Here is a 15,874-nt window from a genome sequence, read left to right as displayed (position 1 = left end):
GTGACGTGGCCGGCGCTCGCCGTTCCCGGCGCGGCCGACCCGGCCGCGACGCCGGTGCCGACGTCTAGACCCCGCCGTTCGCTCCGCCGCCGGCCGAGGTGAGGGTGCCCACCTCGCGGGCGGCGTGGATCATCGGGTTGCCGTCGTAGTAGTTCTCCGGCGGATTGATGTGGCCGTGCCGTTTGCCACGGCGGTCGGCGACGACCGCCAACACCAGGATGAGACCGAGCACCACGCCACCGACGATCCAGGGGTTCATGAACGCGGACGATAGCGGGCCTGCGCCATCGCCGCAGCCCCGCCTCCTGCGCACAACGACAGAAGCTCACGAGCAATGCTCGTGAGCTTCTGGAAACCTGGTAGCCCCGAAGGGATTCGAACCCTCGCTACCGCCTTGAGAGGGCGGCGTCCTAGGCCGCTAGACGACGGGGCCAGGTCGATGTTCCGGAGAACACCTTATTCATTTTTCGACCGCCTAGCTGACTTCTCAGCTCGGCGGCCCGCTGAACTTTAGCAGGTCCAGCAGCCTCGCGCGAATCGGGCTTCACCCGATCTTGCTTGGTTGCTGGGGTACCAGGACTCGAACCTAGACTAACTGAACCAGAATCAGTTGGGCTGCCAATTACCCCATACCCCATTGGCACCGTTGCCGCTGCCGGGACAGAACTTTACCTGACCTCCCCGGCAGCGCCAAATCGGTATCCCCTACCGCGCGGCGACCGGGTTGCGCAGCTCCCCCAGCCCCTGGATGCGCACGCTCACGACGTCCTTCGCGGCCAGCGGCGACACCCCCGCCGGCGTGCCGGAGAGGATGACGTCGCCGGGCAGCAGCGTCATCACGTGCGACACGTACGACACCAGCGTGGGCACGTCGAAGACCATCTGCGAGGTGCGGCCGAGCTGGCGCACCTCCTCGTTGACCTCGCAGCGCACCTCGGCGTCGGTGACGTCGACGGCGGTGTCGATCCACGGTCCCAGCGGGCAGAACGAGTCGAAGCCCTTGGCCCGGGTCCACTGGCCGTCGCTCTTCTGCAGGTCGCGCGCGGTGACGTCGTTGGCGATGGTGTATCCGAAGATCGCCTTCTCGGCTCCGGCCCGGTCCACCCGGCGCGCGCCCGTGGCGCCGATCACCACGGCCAGCTCGGCCTCGTGCTCGACCTGGTGCGACTGCTCGGGCAGCCGGATGATGTCGTGCGGCCCGATCACCGATGTGGACGGCTTGAGGAACAGCAGCGGCTCCTTGGGCACCTCCGCCCCGTGCTCGGCGGCGTGGTCGGCGTAGTTGCGCCCCACGCCGATCACCTTGCTGGGCAGGATCGGGGAGAGCAGGCGCACGTCGGCCAGCGCGAAGCGCTGCTCGGTGAGATCCAGCTCACCGAAGGGGTGCCCGTTGATCGCGCGTACCGTCAGCGCCTGGGCTCCGGCCTCCGGATCCCCCTCCACCACGCCGAACGACATGCCACCCGGATGAACGAAGCGAGCGATGCGCACCACAGCCCCCAGCTGAAGATCTCTTGTCGATGTCCAGCTTCAACTTACGCCGTAGGCCTGGTGTGACCCCGCTCGCTCCACCCGCGACCGGCTCAGCGCCGGGCGACGAACCGCAGGTGTGACCGCTGTCGCAGCCGGTATCCCGACGCTACCGCCACCACCGCCAGCAGCGCCGCCAGGCACACCGCCGCGTGGATCAGGCCCCGGGTCAGGTAACCGCCGTCGGTGTGGTCCACGGCGTAGGTGCCGATCTCGCGGCTGAACCAGAACGGCAGCAGCCGTGAGGCCGAGTCGGCCGGGTCCATCATCATCTGCAGTCCCACGACGATGAGCAGCACCAGCATGCCCTCCAGCTCCCGGGGCAGGGCGGCGCTGAGGGCCAGCCCGAACGGCGCGGCGACCGCCACGGTCAGCAGCATGATGAGCCCGATCGCGCCGTACCGGATGTGCTCCTGGTCGATGCGGATCAGCACGTAGTAGGGCGCCGACAGCAGCAGGCCTACCGTCCACAGCGCGGCCAGCCGGCCCAGATACAGGTGGCTGCTCCGGTATCCGGACAGCCGCAGCCTGGGTTCGACGGCCCGCGCCGCGCTGCCCGCGAACAGCGCCGCGGTGCTCATCGCCCAGCCGATCCCCAGGCACACGAACCGGATCGACTGCCCCGCGTGCGAGTCACGCCGACTCAGGTAGAAAGCCAACGGGAAGATCAGCAGAATGGCCAGCACACCCCGGCGGCGCGCGATCTCCCGCAGCGCCATCTCGGCGACGACGAGTGTCTTCTTCATGCCCTCTCCCGTGGTGTCAGGTCGAGCACGGTGTCGACCCCGTCGCGGGTGTTCAGCAGGTGGGTCACCACAACGATCGCCTTGCCCGCGTCGCGCCAGCGGTGCACCTGCTGCCAGAAGTCCAGATAAGAGCCCTGGTCGAAGCCCTGGTACGGCTCGTCCAGCAGGAGCACGTCCGGGTCGCCGAGCCCGGCCATGACCAGGTTGAGCTTCTGCCGGGTGCCGCCGGACAGGTGGCGGGCCTGTGTGCCGCCGCGCGGATCCCAGTCCAGCGCCGCCGCGCCCGCCCGGCCGCTGTCCCGGGCGTCCGCCCGGGACATGCCGCGGCCCGCGCCCACCAGCAGGAAGTGCTCGTCCGGCACGAGGAAGTCGCTGGTGCCGCCGCCCTGCGGGCAGTAGCCGAGGGCGCCGTGCACCCGCACCTCGCCCCGGTCCGGGCTGACCAGGCCCGCACAGATGCCCAGGAACGTGCTCTTGCCGGAGCCGTTCGCGCCGACCACGGCGGCGACCTCGCCCGCGCGTACCGTCAGGCTCACCTCGCGCAGCACGGTCCGGCGGCCGTACCGCTTGGTGATGCCGAGCACCTCCAGCCGCACCGGCCCGCCGGGCGCGCGCCGCGGCGGGTCCAGGCGCACGCTGTCGGCGACCGTCGCCGCGTACGCCTGGGGCGGGCCGAACGCCCGCAGCGGGTCGTCGCCGCTCTCCCACAGGTGGGCGGCGGTCTCGGCGAGCACGTTGCCCGCCGTCTCCGCGGCCACCCCGTGCCGGCGCAGCTCGCCGGCGAGGGCATCGAGCCAGGTGTCGTGTCTCACCGTGCCGCCACCTCTCGCAGAATCGCGCTCACCCCGCCCGCGAAGGCCTCCCAGTCGGCCGCGGACCGCCGCAGCGTCTCGGCGCCCTCCGGGGTGATCCGGTAGTACTTGCGGGCCGGGCCGGACCCGCCCTCGCGCCAGTGTGCGGCGACCTGGCCGCCGCGCTGCAACCGCAGCAGCACCGGATAGAGAGTGCCGCCCTGGATGCCGTCCAGCCCCGCCGCGTGCAGCGACTGGATCAGCTCGTAGCCGTAGGACTCGCGGTGAGCGAGCACCCCGAGCACGCACAGGTCGAGCACTCCTCGCAGCCACTGACTGCGCCGCTCCAGCTCCATGGCGCGAGACGCTAGCACAGCAAGCTAGTTGGTGTCGCTACCTAGTCTGCGCCACCGGTACCCTGGCCTGATGCACATCGCCGCCGCCGAGGTCCTCGACCCCGGTGTCTGGCGTACGCGTCGGCAGGCGCACGAGGAGCTGGTGGACGGCTGGCTGGCCCAGCACCTGGCCCGCCGCCGCGACGGGGTGAAGCACCCGGTGCACGACTTCCTGTTCACGTACTACTCGCACCGTCCGGCACAGCTGCGCCGCTGGCACCCCGGCCACGGCGTGCTGCTGCGCGACGGCGTCGCCGAGCGCGACTACCTCGCCGTCGACGGCGGTGTTCTGCTGGACCCCGCGCTGCTGGCCAAGCGGGCCGACTCGGTGCGCTGGATCCGCGACCTGCTCACCGCGACCGCGTCCCGGCCCGCCCAGCTGGGCTGCTTCGGCATGCACGAGTGGGCCATGGTCTACCGCCAGACCCAGCAGGAGGTCCGGCACAACTCCTGGCCGCTGCGCCTGTCCCCCGCCGCGACGGCCGAGGTCGTCGAAGACCGCGGCGTACGGTGCAGCCACTTCGACGCGTTCCGCTTCTTCACCGCGCCCGCGCGGCCCCTCAACGTGCACCAGCCCACCCGCGAGCTGCAGCCCGCCCTCGAACAGCCCGGCTGCCTGCACGCGAACATGGACCTCTACAAGTGGGCCTACAAACTCTCCCCGCTGGTCGCCGGCGAACTCGTCACGGCCTGCTTCGCCCTGTCCCGCGAGATCCGCGAACTCGACATGCGCGCCAGCCCCTACGACCTCGCCGACCTGGGCTTCCCCCCGGTCCGCATCGAGACCCCCGACGGCCGCGCCGAGTACGCCGCCACCCAGCGCTCCTTCGCCGACCGCGCCGCCCCCCTCCGCACCGCCCTGATCACCGCCTGCGACCGCCTCCTCGCCTCCACCGGCGCTCCCACCCGGATCTAGATGATTTGTGGTCGTCCCAGTGACAACAAATCATCTAGATCCGCTCGACGGGCGCTGGAAAGACGGCGCAGTGGGGCGGAACGGCGATCACCGCCGGACGCAAGGGTCGGGCGGTGATCGGTGGCGCAGACTTTGCTCTGCACCCAAAAGTTTGCTCTGCACCCACGGACGCAACACCGCCCCGCCCGGGATCGGGCGTGGGGCGGGTCAGGCGATGCAGGCGCAGACGATGAGGGCCGCGCCGAAGTGGGTGGCGGCGGTGACCTTCGCGGCGGGGTGCGGCTCGATCTCGGCGATCATCTCGCCCAGGCGGCCGGGGGTCAGCCAGTCCAGCGCCATGAACGCCAGCGCCATCAGGCCGATGCCGAGCAGGCCGAAGATCACCGTGGAGGCCAGGCCCTTGCCGAAGTCCTCGTAGCTGGTGAAGATCGCGGTGAACACGATCAGCGCGATGCCCAGCTGGTTCGCGGCCAGCAGGAGTGCGGCGTTGCTGCTGCGCTGGTGCCAGATCAGCTCCCGCAGGCGGCCCGGCGTCAGCAGGTCCACCACCACGAAGCCGACCGCCATCAGGCAGATCCCGGCCACCCCGAACACCACGCTCTGCCACGCACCTGTGACCAGGTCCTGCACCATGTACGCCTCCACTGCATCCGAATGTCGCTCGGGAGGCTAGCGGACGCCCGCAACAGGGGCGTCCGCACGGGTCTGACCAGGTTACTTACCGCGCACCGAGGCTGAGCCACCGATACCTGGGCTGCTAGAGCGCACCGAGGTACTTGATCCGCTCGTAGGGAGTCACCTCGCGCCGGTACTCCTCCCACTCGGCGCGCTTGTTGCGCAGGAAGAAGTCGAACACGTGCTCGCCGAGCACGTCGGCGACCAGCTCGGAGCCCGCCATCACGTCGATCGCCTCGGACAGGTTCTCCGGCAGCGCCGAGTAGCCCATGGCGCGGCGCTCGGCGTTCGACAGCGCCCAGACGTCGTCCTCGGCGCCCGGGGGCAGCTCGTAGCCCTCCTCGATGCCCTTCATACCGGCCCCGAGCAGCACCGCGAAGGCCAGGTAGGGGTTGGTCGCCGAGTCCAGCGAGCGCACCTCGACCCGGGCCGAGTTCGGCTTGCCGTACGCGGGGACGCGGACCAGGGCGGAGCGGTTCAGGTGACCCCAGCAGACGTACGCCGGGGCCTCGCTGATCCGGTCCGGGATCATCTGCGGGAACAGCCGCTTGTACGAGTTCACCCACTGGTTGGTGACCGCGGTGAACTCCCGCGCGTGGGTGAGCACGCCCGCGATGAACGCCTTGGCGGTCTTGGACAGCTTGTGCGGGTCGGCCGGGTCGTGGAAGGCGTTGCGCTCGCCCTCGAACAGCGACAGGTGCGTGTGCATGCCGCTGCCGGGCTGGTCGGTGAACGGCTTGGGCATGAAGGTGGCCCGCACCCCGTGCGACAGCGCCACCTCCCGCATCACGTGCCGGAACGTCATGATGTTGTCGGCGGTGGTCAGCGCGTCCGCGTACCGCAGGTCGATCTCCTGCTGGCCAGGGGCGACCTCGTGGTGGCTGAACTCCACGGAGATGCCGATGCGCTCCAGCGCCAGCACCGCCTGGCGGCGGAAGTCGCGCGCGATGGCGTGCGTGGTGTGGTCGAAGTAGCCGCCGGAGTCGACCGGGGTCGGCACGCCGCCGTCCGCGGGCGCGTCGGCGAGCAGGAAGAACTCGACCTCGGGGTGGGTGTAGAAGGTGAAGCCCTTGTCGGCGGCCTTCGACAGCGCCCGGCGCAGCACGTGGCGCGGGTCGGCCCAGCTCGGGGTGCCGTCGGGCATGAGGATGTCGCAGAACATGCGGGCGCTCTCGCCGGAGCCGCCGCCCTCGAACGGGAAGACCTGGAACGTCGTCGGGTCCGGCATGGCGATCATGTCGGACTCGTACACCCGGGCGAAGCCCTCGATGGCCGATCCGTCGAAGCCGATGCCCTCCTCGAAGGCCGCCTCCAGCTCCGCCGGGGCGACACTGACCGACTTCAGGGTGCCGAGCACGTCGGTGAACCAGAGGCGCACGAAGCGGATGTCGCGCTCCTCAAGCGTACGCAGCACGAACTCCTGCTGACGATCCACGGCAAGCCTTCCTAGACGAGATCTCCGGCCAGTCTGGCCCGGCCTCATTACGCGCACGTTACGCCATCCCTCAGCTGTACGCCGGAGCACGGTGATGCCGCAACTTCGACGCCCTTCACCCCGTTGAGACGGTCAGTGACACGGAGCTCCCCTCGATGCGCAAGGAGCGCCCATGAACCGCCTGGACTCCCTTTTCCCGGTGCGCCACCGCACCATCGCGGGCGGTATCGCCCTGGGTGGGCTGCTGATCGGCGCGCTCACCCTGGCCGGGGTGCTCGGCGCGACGCACCGCCAGCAGCAGGCCCAGGCGACCGAGACGACCCGCAAGACCCTGCCGCTCACCGCGACGCAGCCGGAGCTGCAGGCGGCGCTGCTGGCCGACGTCGACCTGCCGGCCAGCTACGCCCCGCAGCAGCCCAGCCCGTCGCCCAAGGTGCGCACGCCCCGCCCGGAACGCTGCGCGGCCCTGCTCGGGGCGCCCGACGAGCTGATCCGCACCGCCGCGGCGACCGTGGCGACCACGCACCCGAAGGCCCGCCTGCAGCCCACCGCCCAGGCGGTCTCCGGGCACCGCGGGCCCACGCTGATCACCCAGGTGCTGAGCACCTTCTCCGGCGACGGCGCGCTCGGCACCCTGAACGAGCTGCGCCGGATGGGCCAGCGCTGCCGGGACTTCAACGCGGTGCTCGACGACGGCACGGCGGTCCGGGTGCGCGTCGAGGACGTGCCGCGCGACCGGCTCCCGGCGGATCTGCTGAAGCTGGAGGGCGACGCGTACGCGCTGCGCTTCACGCTCACCGGCAAGGAGCGGACCATGACCGGCTACCTGGCGCTGGGCCGGGTCGGCGGGCTGCTGTCGATGCTGCGCGAGATGGACTCCGGCGAGCGGCAGGGCGCGGTCGCCGACCTGGGCCGGTTCACCGGGCTGCTGGAGCAGGCGGCGAAGAAGCTGCTGCCCATCACCCTCGGCGGGGCGCAGCCGAGCCCGCGGGGCTGACCCAGGACATTGATCATCGTTGAGGCGTCCGTTTAGGATGGCGGGAATCGCGGCCTGACCGGCCTCCACCCCTCCCTCAAGGTGTGTCCATGCCCCCGTCCGACAACGCCCCCGCGCAGCCGAAAGCCGTCTGGGCGGAACGTTTCGCCGGCATCCTGGCCGGTTCGTTCGCGATCCCGCTGCTCGGCGAGATCCTGCTCGCGGTGCTCAACAACGAGGACTTCGACTACCTGCGCACCGCCATCACGGCGATGGTGCTGGGCGTCGGCGCGGCGATCCTGTACGCCTCGCAGGTCGGCCGCATCGTGTTCCAGCGGGCGCGGGCCGGTTTCCTCATCGTCGCCGGGTTCGCCACCGCGACCCAGGGTTTCCTGCAGGCGGCCCGGCCCGAGTGGCTGCGCGGCGACCCGATCGAGGGTGTCGTCGGCATGGTCACCCTGATCCTGGGCCTGTCGGTGTTCGCCATGGGCTGGTTCTACTTCCGGGTCGAGGCGCCGGTGGCCGAAGCGGCCGCGATCCCCGCGCCGCGCGAGCCGCTGCCGATCGAGACGGTCTCCTTCGTCCGCGCCCAGGGCCGCTACGACGCCGCCAAGCACACCAAGTACTTCGACGCCTGCCGGGCCGCGCTGAGTCTGGAGCAGCTGCACTACGTCGCCTACTACGAGGGCCGCCAGCAGGTCTTCGCGATCGACGTGTTCGACCGGCTGGAGGACTTCCAGCCGGTCGAGACGACGCAGGCGCAGCGGCGGGAGAAGTACCACGAGCACGGGCCGCAGATCATAGATCTGATGGCGGAGCTGGACGGCCGGTTCAGCGCGCTGGAGACCGGGCCGCTGATCCGCATGGTCTTCGACGTCGAGCAGGGTGCGATCTACTACCACATGATCAACAGCAATCCCGCGGTGCACGTCATCGGGGTCACCCTCGACCAGGCCCAGATCCACACCGCCGACGACGCGCTGGAGAAGCTCTCCGCCGAACTGCGGCGGCGCTCCGGCCGCCTGCCCATCACCCAGCAGAACACCTAGGGGGTACGCGGTGCGCCGCCTGGCCTGGCTCGCCCTGGCCGTCCTGATCGGCCTCGGTTTCGCCGCCGTCACCGGCGTCCGGATCGCCGACGCCACCGACACCACGCCCTACCTGCTCGCCACCGCCGCCCTGCTGGCGATCGGCCTGTACGGCAGCACCTACGGCATCGACCTCGCGGCGGCCCGGCAGGACCGGCGGCTCATCGTCACCGCGGTGACCGTCGGTGTCGTGGTCAAGGCCGCGCTGATCGGCGGATCGCTCGCGCTGGCCTGGCAGGATCCGCTGTTCCTGCTGCTGGGCATCGTGGTGGCGCAGATCGACCCGCTGTCGGTCGCGGCGCTGCTCGGCGACGACCGGCTCTCGCCCCGGGCGCGGACCGTGCTGGCCGCATGGTCCTCGTTCGACGACCCGGTCACGGTGGTGCTGACCGTCTACGCCGCCGCCGTGACGACCGACGCCCTCGGCCTGGGCACGCGGGGCGAGCAGGGGGTGCACGTCGCGGACGGGCTCGTGGCGTACGCCGCGGATCTGGGTCTGAATCTCGCCTTCGCGGCGGTGGTGTGGCTGCTGTGGCGGTATGCCGTCCGGGACCGGCCCCGCTGGGCGGACGCTCTGCTCGCGGTCGTGGTCGCCGTCGCGGTGTGGCAGTTCTGGATGCTCGGCCTGGCACTGGTCGGCCTGTTCCTGCGCCCGATCTGGCTGGACCGGCTGCTGCCTCGGATCACGCAGGGCGCGCTGTACGCCGCGACGGTCCTGCTCGGTTTGCTGCTCATCGGTGGTGTCGCGCTGCCCGAGGGGGTGACCCTGGGCCTCGCCGCGTTCGCCGCGCAGATCGTGGTCGGCTGGCTGCTCACCCGGAACATGCCCGCCGCCGACCGGCTGCACCTGGCCTTCGCCCAGCAGAACGGCATCACCGCGATCATCCTCGCGCTGCGCCTGGAGGCCCAGTTCGCGGGCGTGGTCGCCGTCGTCGCCCCCGCCATCCTGGTCACCAACCTCACCCACCACGCCGCCAACCACCTCCTGGATCGCCGCCGACGCGTGCGCACCCCCGCTTGATCGCCCGACTTGCCAGGCAGGTGGGCGAAAGCCGTCTCAAAGTACGCACAGGTGCCGGGCAAGTCGGGTGATCTTGGGTACGGCGGGACTGTGGCCGGGCACACGCCTGGTGGGAAACGCGCGGCGGGTGGGGTGTGCGGGAAGATGAGGGCATGACCGCCACGCTGCGTCTCGCTCTCGCCCAGGTGAACCCGACCGTCGGCGATCTCGCCGGCAACGCCGCCATCGTCCGCGAGTGGTCCGCGCGGGCCGCCGAGGCCGGCGCGCACCTGGTCGCCTTCCCCGAGATGATGCTGACCGGATACCCGGTCGAGGACCTGGTGTTCCGGCAGTCCTTCGTCGAGGCGTCCCAGCAGGCACTGGTGAGGCTGGCCGCGGATCTGGCCGCCGACGGGCTGGGCGAGCTGGCCGTCATCGTGGGCTACCTGGACGCGGACGGCCCGGCGCGGCTCGGCGCGGACTCGACCTCCCCGGTCGGCCCCCGCGACTCGCTGGCGCTGCTGCACCGCGGTGTGGTCGCCGCCCGCTACGACAAGCACCACCTGCCCAACTACGGCGTGTTCGACGAGGACCGCTACTTCGTGCCCGGCGACACGCTGACCGTGGTGCGGGCGCAGTGGGCCGACGGCAGCCAGGCCGACCTGGCGCTGACCATCTGCGAGGACATCTGGCAGGCCGGCGGCCCGTTCGCGGTGGCCGCGTCGGCCCGGGTCGGGCTCGTCATCAACATCAACGGCTCGCCGTACGAGCTGAACAAGGACGACGTGCGGCTGCCGCTGGTGCGGCGGCGGGCCGCCGAGGCCGGGGCGACCGTGGCGTACGTCAACATGATCGGCGGCCAGGACGAGCTGACCTTCGACGGCGACTCGCTGCTCGTGGCCGCAGACGGCACGCTGCTCGCCCGGGGGCCGCAGTTCCACCAGCAGCTGCTCGTGCACGACCTGCACCTGCCCGAGGCCGACCCGGACGCGCCCACCGGACACCTCGGCGCCATGCGTGTCGCCCGGGTCCCGCTGACCACCTCCTGGGCCCAGCCTGCCGGCCCGGCCGCCGACGCCGGGATCGCCGACCGTCTCAGCGACGAGGCCGAGGTGTGGAACGCCCTCGTGCTGGGCCTGCGCGACTACGTACGCAAGAACGGCGCGAAGTCGGTGCTGCTGGGTCTGTCCGGCGGCATCGACTCCTCGGTCGTCGCCGCGATCGCGGTGGACGCGCTCGGAGCCGAGCACGTCGTCGGCGTCTCGATGCCCAGCGGCCACTCGTCGCAGCACTCCCGCGACGACGCCGCCGAGCTGGCCCGGCTGACCGGCCTGGACTACCGCATCGAGCCGATCGAGCACATGGTGGACGCGTTCCTGTCCAACCTGAACCTGTCCGGCCTGGCCGTGGAGAACCTGCAGGCCCGGGTGCGCGCGGTGATCCTGATGGCGCTCTCCAACCAGGAAGGCCACCTGGTGCTCACCACCGGCAACAAGAGCGAACTGGCCGTGGGCTACTCAACCCTGTACGGCGACTCGGTGGGCGCGTTCAACCCGCTCAAGGACGTGCCGAAGACGCTGGTGTGGAAGCTCGCGCACTGGCGCAACACGGTCGGCGAGGTGATCCCGGAGAGCTCCATCACCAAGCCGCCGAGCGCCGAGCTGCGCCCGGGGCAGCTGGACACCGACTCGCTGCCGCCGTACGACCAGCTGGACGCGATCCTGGCCGGTTACGTCGACGGCGACCAGGGCCGCGACGAGCTGGTCGCCGACGGCCACGACCCGGCCCTGGTGGACCGCATCCTGCGGCTGGTCGACGGGGCGGAGTACAAGCGCCGCCAGTCCGCGCCCGGCACCAAGATCTCGTTCAAGGCGTTCGGCCGCGACCGCCGCCTGCCCATCACCAACCGCTGGCGCGAAAGCTGATCACTGTCTCAGTGAATTACTGCACTGAACCCTGACATCGGGTGTTCAACAGGTGGAAACATTCTCCTGAGACCCGGGGACCGTGAACGCGGCCTCGAGGCGAGAGGAGACAGCGATGTCCGACAGTGTGCCCTCCCTCTACGGCGGGCCGGCCGGCTCGCGGGTGCGCACCCGCCACCTGCAGCTGGCCAAGGAGCGCGGCGAGAAATGGGCCATGCTCACCTCCTACGACCAGTACACCGCCCAGATCTTCGACGAGGCGGGCATCGCGGTGCTGCTCGTCGGCGACTCCGCGGCCAACAACGTGTTCGGCTACGAGTCGACCCTGCCGGTGACCGTCGAGGAGATGCTCCCCCTGGTCCGCGCCGTGGTCGGCGCCACCAAGCGGGCGCTGATCGTCGGCGACCTGCCGTTCGGCACGTACGAGGAGTCCCCCGAGGTCGCCCTGCGCACCGCCGTGCGCTTCATGAAGGAAGCCCGCTGCCACGCGGTCAAGCTGGAGGGCTTCCGCCCCGCCCAGATCCAGATGATCACCGGTGCGGGCATCCCCGTCATGGCCCACCTGGGCTTCACCCCCCAGTCCGAGCACCAGCTCGGCGGCTACCGGGTCCAGGGCCGCGGTGACGACGCCGCCGCCACACTGCTGCACCAGGCCCGCGAGGTCGTCGCGGCGGGCGCGTTCGCGGTCGTCCTGGAGATGGTCCCCGGTGACGTCGCCAAGCAGGTGACCGCCGAGATCGGCGTACCGACCGTGGGCATCGGCGCCGGCCCCGACACCGACGCACAGGTCCTCGTCTGGCAGGACATGGCCGGCCTGCGCCCCGCCTCCGCGGGCCCCACCCCCCGCTTCGTCAAGAAGTACGCCGACCTGCACAGCGTCCTGGCCCGCGCGGCAGCCGAGTTCGCCGCCGACGTCCACGACGGTGCCTTCCCCACCGCTGACCACACCTTCTGACCCCCGGCCCGCCACCCGCGGGCCGCGCCTCCCCCGGGCCGCAACTCTTAAAGAGTCGCGGCCCGGGGGGTGTCAGAGGGCGCGACTCTTTAAGAGTTGCTGCAGGTGAGGGGGATGGCGGCCGGGTCAGACGTCGGTGATGCGGATGCCGGAGTGGGCCTTGTAGCGCTTGTTCATCGCGATCAGGTTCGCGGTGAGGGCTTCGACCTGGCCGGCGTTGCGCAGGCGGCCCGCGTGGATGCCGCGCATGCCGGGGATGCGACCGGCCAGGGCCTGCACCACGGCCACCGCCTCGCGGTCGTCGCCGAGCACCAGGATGTCCAGGTCCATCCGGGTCACCGCCGGATCGGCCAGCAGCTCAGCGCTGACGTGGTGGAACGCCGCGGTCACCCGCGCCTCCGGCAGGATCGCCGCCGCCTGCTGCGCGGCGCTGCCCTCGTCGACCTTGAGCGCGTACGGCCCCTGCTTGTCGAAGCCCAGCGGGTTCACGCAGTCCACCACGATCTTGCCGACGAGCTCGTCGACCAGCCCGGCCAGCGTATCGGCGTGCCCCGCGTACGGCACCGCCACGATCAGCACGTCCGAGCGCCCCGCCACGTCGGCGTTGTCGCCCCCGCTGACGTTCCCGCCGGACAGCTCCGCCAGCTCCGCCGCCGAGGCCGCCGCCCGGTCCGCGCTGCGCGAGCCGATCAGCACGTGCTGGCCGGCCAGGGCCAGCCGGTATGCCAGTCCGCGGCCCTGATCGCCGGTGCCGCCGAGAATGCCGACCGTCAGCGCGCTGACGTCGGGAAGGGAAGCCAGGTCCAATGCCATGCCTGATCCTCGCATTGAACGAGCGTTCACAGCGCTATGACATGGCTCGCACGAACAGCACACCTGCCACGGTCACCCCGAACGCCACGATGACCGCCCGCAGCGTACGCGCCGGCAGCCGCCGCCCCGCCCGCGCGCCGACGAACCCGCCCAGCAGCGTCGCCGGCACCAGCACCGCCACCGCGGGCCAGTAGACCGGGCCGAACAGCGAGTACATCGTGGTGGCGACCACGCCCACGACCAGCTGGAGGAGGTTCTTCAGCGCCACGATGCGGTTCAGCGACTCGACCACGACCAGGCTCAGCACCGCGATCAGGATCACGCCGAGCACCGAGTTGAAGTAACCGCCGTACACCCCGACGAGAAAGAGCAGCACGAACCGCAACCAGACCGGCTGCGCGTGCGGCTCGCCCACCAGGCGGCTCACCCGCGCCTGGAAGGCCAGCAGCAGCGACGCCGCCAGCACCAGCAGCGGCATCAGCTTGGCGAACACGCCCGGCGGCGTGTGCAGCAGCAGCACGCAACCGGTGACCGCCCCGAGCAGCACGGTGGGTGCGAGCACCCTCAGCCGTTCCCACTGCCCGCGCAGGTCGGACCAGGTCCCCAGCACGCCGGCGGAGTAACCGCCGGTAACCGAGATCGAGTTGGTGACCGTGGCCTGGATCGGCGGCACCCCCAGCGCGAGCAGCACGGGAAGCATGATCAGCGACCCGCCTCCGGCGACGGCGTTCACACCCCCGGCCGCCACACCGGCGGCACCGAGCAGCAGCAACGCCCCGAGATCCATCACCCCCGGAGGCTAACGGTGGCGGCGTGCTCTGGGCGGTTCGGCGGCATGATCGTCGTTTCGGGTCGAGAAGTGCGGTCAGACCTCAGATCTCGACCTGAAGCAGCGATCACCGGCAGCGGCCCACGACCCCCCGTCTGCCGGGACGTATCATGGTCAACGCGACGGACGAGTCGGCCGGGCGGTCGCGTCATCACGGGCTCCGGCCCGGCGGTGCCGAGGAACGTCCGGACTCCACAGGGCAGGGTGGTTGTTAACGGCAACCCGGGGCGACCCGCGGGACAGTGCCACAGAGAACAGACCGCCCGCTCCCCTCGGGGCAGCGGGTAAGGGTGAAACGGTGAGGTAAGAGCTCACCAGCACCCCGGGTGACCGGGGTGGCTAGGTAAACCCCACCCGGAGCAAGACCAAGAGAGGCCGCTCGATCCGCTTCGGCGGGCGGGTGGCCGCGCGGACGTTCGAGGGTGGCCCGCCCGATGTCCGCGGGTAGGTTGCTCGAGCCTGCCGGCGACGGCAGGCCTAGATGGATGGCCGCCGCCGCGCGCGAGCGCGGCACAGAATCCGGCGTACAGGCCGACTCGTCCGTCGCCCTCCTGGCCAAGCCGCCGACAGCCGCTCCGAGCTGCTGTCTTGTTCCCTCTTGGCGGTTGGTCGTTGGTCGTTGCTGGTCGCCGTTCGACGGCCTGCGACGACCTGGGGTACCTCTGACGGCCTGGAGACGGCATGGTCATGCCCGGCCTACATGACGGAATCCAGGAACGCGATCAGAGACCCGCCTCCTATGAGGGTCCCCCCGATCGTGAAGAAGGTCGGTGCATTCTCTTCGGCATGCCTCCTCCACGCGTCGGGCGTAATGCTTCTTTTTGACGTGTTCTGACGCATCCAGGACCGGACGCGCTCTGGATATCGGAGCGAGATGAACGCAACTGCGAAACACACGATTGCAGCGATCAGTGGAGCGAAGCTCATGTCCATTGCCTCGGGCTGGACGCAAGATCCGGCCGGTCTCTGGTCTTCATGCCGCCGATCGGCATGACGGGAGCTGCGGTCAGGACCATGGCATACGCACGAAAAGTGGTCTCAATAACTCTGCCGGCCCGCATCAACTTGATCGCCACGAACGTCCGGGTTGAATCCGGCGTACACCGGCAAGACATGATCACAAACACGATGATCTTCAGTGCCTCCGCCAGCCAACCGGGCAGCCCGTAGCGCGGAAGCTGGTCGATCAACGCGAGTGTGCTGATCGTGGCCACGAAGAGGAGCAGTCGCGTGGGCCGAGTCGCGAGGAACGCGAAAGATAAAAATAGGATCTTGAAATACCTGCGCATCATGTTCCTTGCTCGACTTCTCCTGCGTGCGCGGAACCTTAACTCTCCTGCGCCAAACTCGGGACTCGGCCCTCGCGAGATCGCCCAAAGTCAGGCTACGTCGGTCGTTGCTTGACGGCCTGAAGCAGACGGCCCGGAGATTGCGGTCGCCATCAGCGATCGCGCACGACGCCTAGAGCACGTCGAAGGTCAGGCTCGATCGCCCTCGGAAGCTGACCTCCGCAACCCGCGTCGATCGAGAATGGGCCCAAGACCGTCGAAGTATCCCCGGAAAAGTCCACCCAAGATCGGCACCAGCAGTGCCAGCCGGCCGATGACAGCGACGCCCGGCATGAAAGCGATAAAGATCGAGAATCCGACAAGAACGGCGCAGACTACCAACCAGAGCCAGTTCATGATGACCACGGATGCCTTGCTTGATCTTCTTGCCTGCACTCGGGCATCTTAGGAGTCGGTTGCCACGGCGGTCAGTCCTACGCGCGAACTGGTCGTATGTTGGTCCCGCCGGCCA

At 70.2% G+C, this 15,874-nt stretch carries 17 protein-coding genes, 2 tRNA genes and 1 other RNA gene; 7 read left to right on the top strand and 13 right to left on the bottom strand.

What is annotated here, in order from left to right; genetic code table 11:
* Window positions 1-64: 64 nt before the first annotated feature.
* The 7 genes from ACFQO7_RS18910 to ACFQO7_RS18880 form a co-directional block, all read right to left on the bottom strand.
* Window positions 65-259 (bottom strand): hypothetical protein, encoded by a 195-nt coding sequence (locus ACFQO7_RS18910; RefSeq protein ID WP_376807575.1) that lies wholly within the window; start codon window positions 257-259, stop codon window positions 65-67.
* A gap of 98 nt (window positions 260-357) precedes the next feature.
* Window positions 358-433: transfer RNA gene (locus ACFQO7_RS18905), tRNA-Glu, on the bottom strand.
* Window positions 434-565: 132 nt separating this feature from the next.
* Window positions 566-637, bottom strand: a tRNA-Gln gene (locus tag ACFQO7_RS18900).
* 68 nt (window positions 638-705) lie between these two features.
* Window positions 706-1,491, bottom strand: coding sequence for a fumarylacetoacetate hydrolase family protein (locus ACFQO7_RS18895; protein WP_376807583.1), 786 nt, complete (start codon window positions 1,489-1,491; stop codon window positions 706-708).
* A 92-nt stretch (window positions 1,492-1,583) separates the two neighbouring features.
* Complete coding sequence (locus ACFQO7_RS18890; protein WP_376807574.1) at window positions 1,584-2,276, bottom strand: ABC transporter permease; 693 nt, start codon at window positions 2,274-2,276, stop codon at window positions 1,584-1,586.
* A complete protein-coding gene (locus ACFQO7_RS18885; protein WP_376807573.1) occupies window positions 2,273-3,088 on the bottom strand; it encodes an ATP-binding cassette domain-containing protein in 816 nt (271 codons plus the stop codon). The genes ACFQO7_RS18890 and ACFQO7_RS18885 overlap by 4 nt, the downstream gene beginning before the upstream one ends.
* Window positions 3,085-3,423, bottom strand: a complete 339-nt coding sequence (locus ACFQO7_RS18880; protein WP_376807572.1) for a PadR family transcriptional regulator — start codon at window positions 3,421-3,423, stop codon at window positions 3,085-3,087. Before ACFQO7_RS18880 ends, ACFQO7_RS18885 begins: the two co-directional genes overlap by 4 nt.
* Before the next feature lie 70 nt (window positions 3,424-3,493).
* Between ACFQO7_RS18880 and ACFQO7_RS18875 the strand changes: the two genes are divergently transcribed.
* Entirely contained in the window at window positions 3,494-4,378 is an 885-nt protein-coding gene (locus tag ACFQO7_RS18875) for a 3-methyladenine DNA glycosylase (RefSeq protein ID WP_376807571.1), read from the top strand.
* A 207-nt stretch (window positions 4,379-4,585) separates the two neighbouring features.
* Here the strand turns inward: ACFQO7_RS18875 and ACFQO7_RS18870 are convergent, their stop codons facing one another.
* Together ACFQO7_RS18870 and ACFQO7_RS18865 are read right to left on the bottom strand one after the other, a co-directional pair.
* A complete protein-coding gene (locus ACFQO7_RS18870; RefSeq protein WP_203699177.1) occupies window positions 4,586-5,011 on the bottom strand; it encodes a DUF350 domain-containing protein in 426 nt (141 codons plus the stop codon).
* A gap of 124 nt (window positions 5,012-5,135) precedes the next feature.
* Window positions 5,136-6,488, bottom strand: coding sequence for a glutamine synthetase family protein (locus ACFQO7_RS18865; protein ID WP_360520558.1), 1,353 nt, complete (start codon window positions 6,486-6,488; stop codon window positions 5,136-5,138).
* 172 nt (window positions 6,489-6,660) lie between these two features.
* Here ACFQO7_RS18865 and ACFQO7_RS18860 point away from each other — a divergent pair, with 172 nt between their 5' ends.
* The 5 genes from ACFQO7_RS18860 (at window position 6,661) to panB (ending at window position 12,432) form a co-directional block, all read left to right on the top strand.
* Window positions 6,661-7,485, top strand: a complete 825-nt coding sequence (locus tag ACFQO7_RS18860; RefSeq protein ID WP_376807570.1) for a hypothetical protein — start codon at window positions 6,661-6,663, stop codon at window positions 7,483-7,485.
* A gap of 89 nt (window positions 7,486-7,574) precedes the next feature.
* On the top strand, window positions 7,575-8,513 hold the full coding sequence (locus ACFQO7_RS18855; RefSeq protein WP_376807569.1) for a hypothetical protein: 939 nt from the start codon (window positions 7,575-7,577) through the stop codon (window positions 8,511-8,513).
* A gap of 10 nt (window positions 8,514-8,523) precedes the next feature.
* A complete protein-coding gene (locus tag ACFQO7_RS18850; RefSeq protein WP_376807568.1) occupies window positions 8,524-9,573 on the top strand; it encodes a cation:proton antiporter family protein in 1,050 nt (349 codons plus the stop codon).
* Between the two features lie 152 nt (window positions 9,574-9,725).
* Complete coding sequence (locus tag ACFQO7_RS18845) at window positions 9,726-11,477, top strand: NAD+ synthase (RefSeq protein WP_376807567.1); 1,752 nt, start codon at window positions 9,726-9,728, stop codon at window positions 11,475-11,477.
* Between the two features lie 115 nt (window positions 11,478-11,592).
* Complete coding sequence (gene panB / locus ACFQO7_RS18840; RefSeq protein ID WP_376807566.1) at window positions 11,593-12,432, top strand: 3-methyl-2-oxobutanoate hydroxymethyltransferase; 840 nt, start codon at window positions 11,593-11,595, stop codon at window positions 12,430-12,432.
* A 126-nt stretch (window positions 12,433-12,558) separates the two neighbouring features.
* Here panB and npdG read toward each other — a convergent pair whose 3' ends face one another.
* Together npdG and ACFQO7_RS18830 are read right to left on the bottom strand one after the other, a co-directional pair.
* A complete protein-coding gene (gene npdG / locus ACFQO7_RS18835) occupies window positions 12,559-13,245 on the bottom strand; it encodes an NADPH-dependent F420 reductase (protein WP_376807565.1) in 687 nt (228 codons plus the stop codon).
* Between the two features lie 34 nt (window positions 13,246-13,279).
* Entirely contained in the window at window positions 13,280-14,032 is a 753-nt protein-coding gene (locus ACFQO7_RS18830) for a sulfite exporter TauE/SafE family protein (RefSeq protein WP_376807582.1), read from the bottom strand.
* Window positions 14,033-14,201: 169 nt separating this feature from the next.
* On the opposite strand from ACFQO7_RS18830, the gene rnpB reads away from it, so the two are divergent.
* An RNA gene (rnpB, locus tag ACFQO7_RS18825) (RNase P RNA component class A) lies at window positions 14,202-14,617 on the top strand.
* Between the two features lie 380 nt (window positions 14,618-14,997).
* Here the strand turns inward: rnpB and ACFQO7_RS18820 are convergent.
* Both ACFQO7_RS18820 and ACFQO7_RS18815 read right to left on the bottom strand, forming a co-directional pair.
* Window positions 14,998-15,363: a hypothetical protein gene (locus ACFQO7_RS18820; protein WP_376807564.1), complete on the bottom strand. Its 366-nt coding sequence runs from the start codon at window positions 15,361-15,363 to the stop codon at window positions 14,998-15,000.
* 189 nt (window positions 15,364-15,552) lie between these two features.
* Window positions 15,553-15,768: a hypothetical protein gene (locus ACFQO7_RS18815; RefSeq protein ID WP_376807563.1), complete on the bottom strand. Its 216-nt coding sequence runs from the start codon at window positions 15,766-15,768 to the stop codon at window positions 15,553-15,555.
* Window positions 15,769-15,874: the final 106 nt, after the last annotated feature.

The organism is Catellatospora aurea, assembly GCF_042663325.1.
Taxonomy (GTDB): domain Bacteria; phylum Actinomycetota; class Actinomycetes; order Mycobacteriales; family Micromonosporaceae; genus Catellatospora; species Catellatospora aurea.
Note: the sequence above shows the minus strand (reverse complement) of the source record. Positions and strands in the feature narration are given on the sequence as shown.

Coding starts and splice junctions, on each gene's coding strand:
- ACFQO7_RS18910 (WP_376807575.1), bottom strand. CDS start 259: ATGAACCCCTGGATCGTCGGTGGCGTGGTGCTCGGTCTCATCCTGGTG.
- ACFQO7_RS18890 (WP_376807574.1), bottom strand. CDS start 2,276: ATGAAGAAGACACTCGTCGTCGCCGAGATGGCGCTGCGGGAGATCGCG.
- ACFQO7_RS18880 (WP_376807572.1), bottom strand. CDS start 3,423: ATGGAGCTGGAGCGGCGCAGTCAGTGGCTGCGAGGAGTGCTCGACCTG.
- ACFQO7_RS18875 (WP_376807571.1), top strand. CDS start 3,494: ATGCACATCGCCGCCGCCGAGGTCCTCGACCCCGGTGTCTGGCGTACG.
- ACFQO7_RS18870 (WP_203699177.1), bottom strand. CDS start 5,011: ATGGTGCAGGACCTGGTCACAGGTGCGTGGCAGAGCGTGGTGTTCGGG.
- ACFQO7_RS18860 (WP_376807570.1), top strand. CDS start 6,661: ATGAACCGCCTGGACTCCCTTTTCCCGGTGCGCCACCGCACCATCGCG.
- ACFQO7_RS18855 (WP_376807569.1), top strand. CDS start 7,575: ATGCCCCCGTCCGACAACGCCCCCGCGCAGCCGAAAGCCGTCTGGGCG.
- ACFQO7_RS18845 (WP_376807567.1), top strand. CDS start 9,726: ATGACCGCCACGCTGCGTCTCGCTCTCGCCCAGGTGAACCCGACCGTC.
- panB (WP_376807566.1), top strand. CDS start 11,593: ATGTCCGACAGTGTGCCCTCCCTCTACGGCGGGCCGGCCGGCTCGCGG.
- npdG (WP_376807565.1), bottom strand. CDS start 13,245: ATGGCATTGGACCTGGCTTCCCTTCCCGACGTCAGCGCGCTGACGGTC.
- ACFQO7_RS18830 (WP_376807582.1), bottom strand. CDS start 14,032: ATGGATCTCGGGGCGTTGCTGCTGCTCGGTGCCGCCGGTGTGGCGGCC.
- ACFQO7_RS18820 (WP_376807564.1), bottom strand. CDS start 15,363: ATGCGCAGGTATTTCAAGATCCTATTTTTATCTTTCGCGTTCCTCGCG.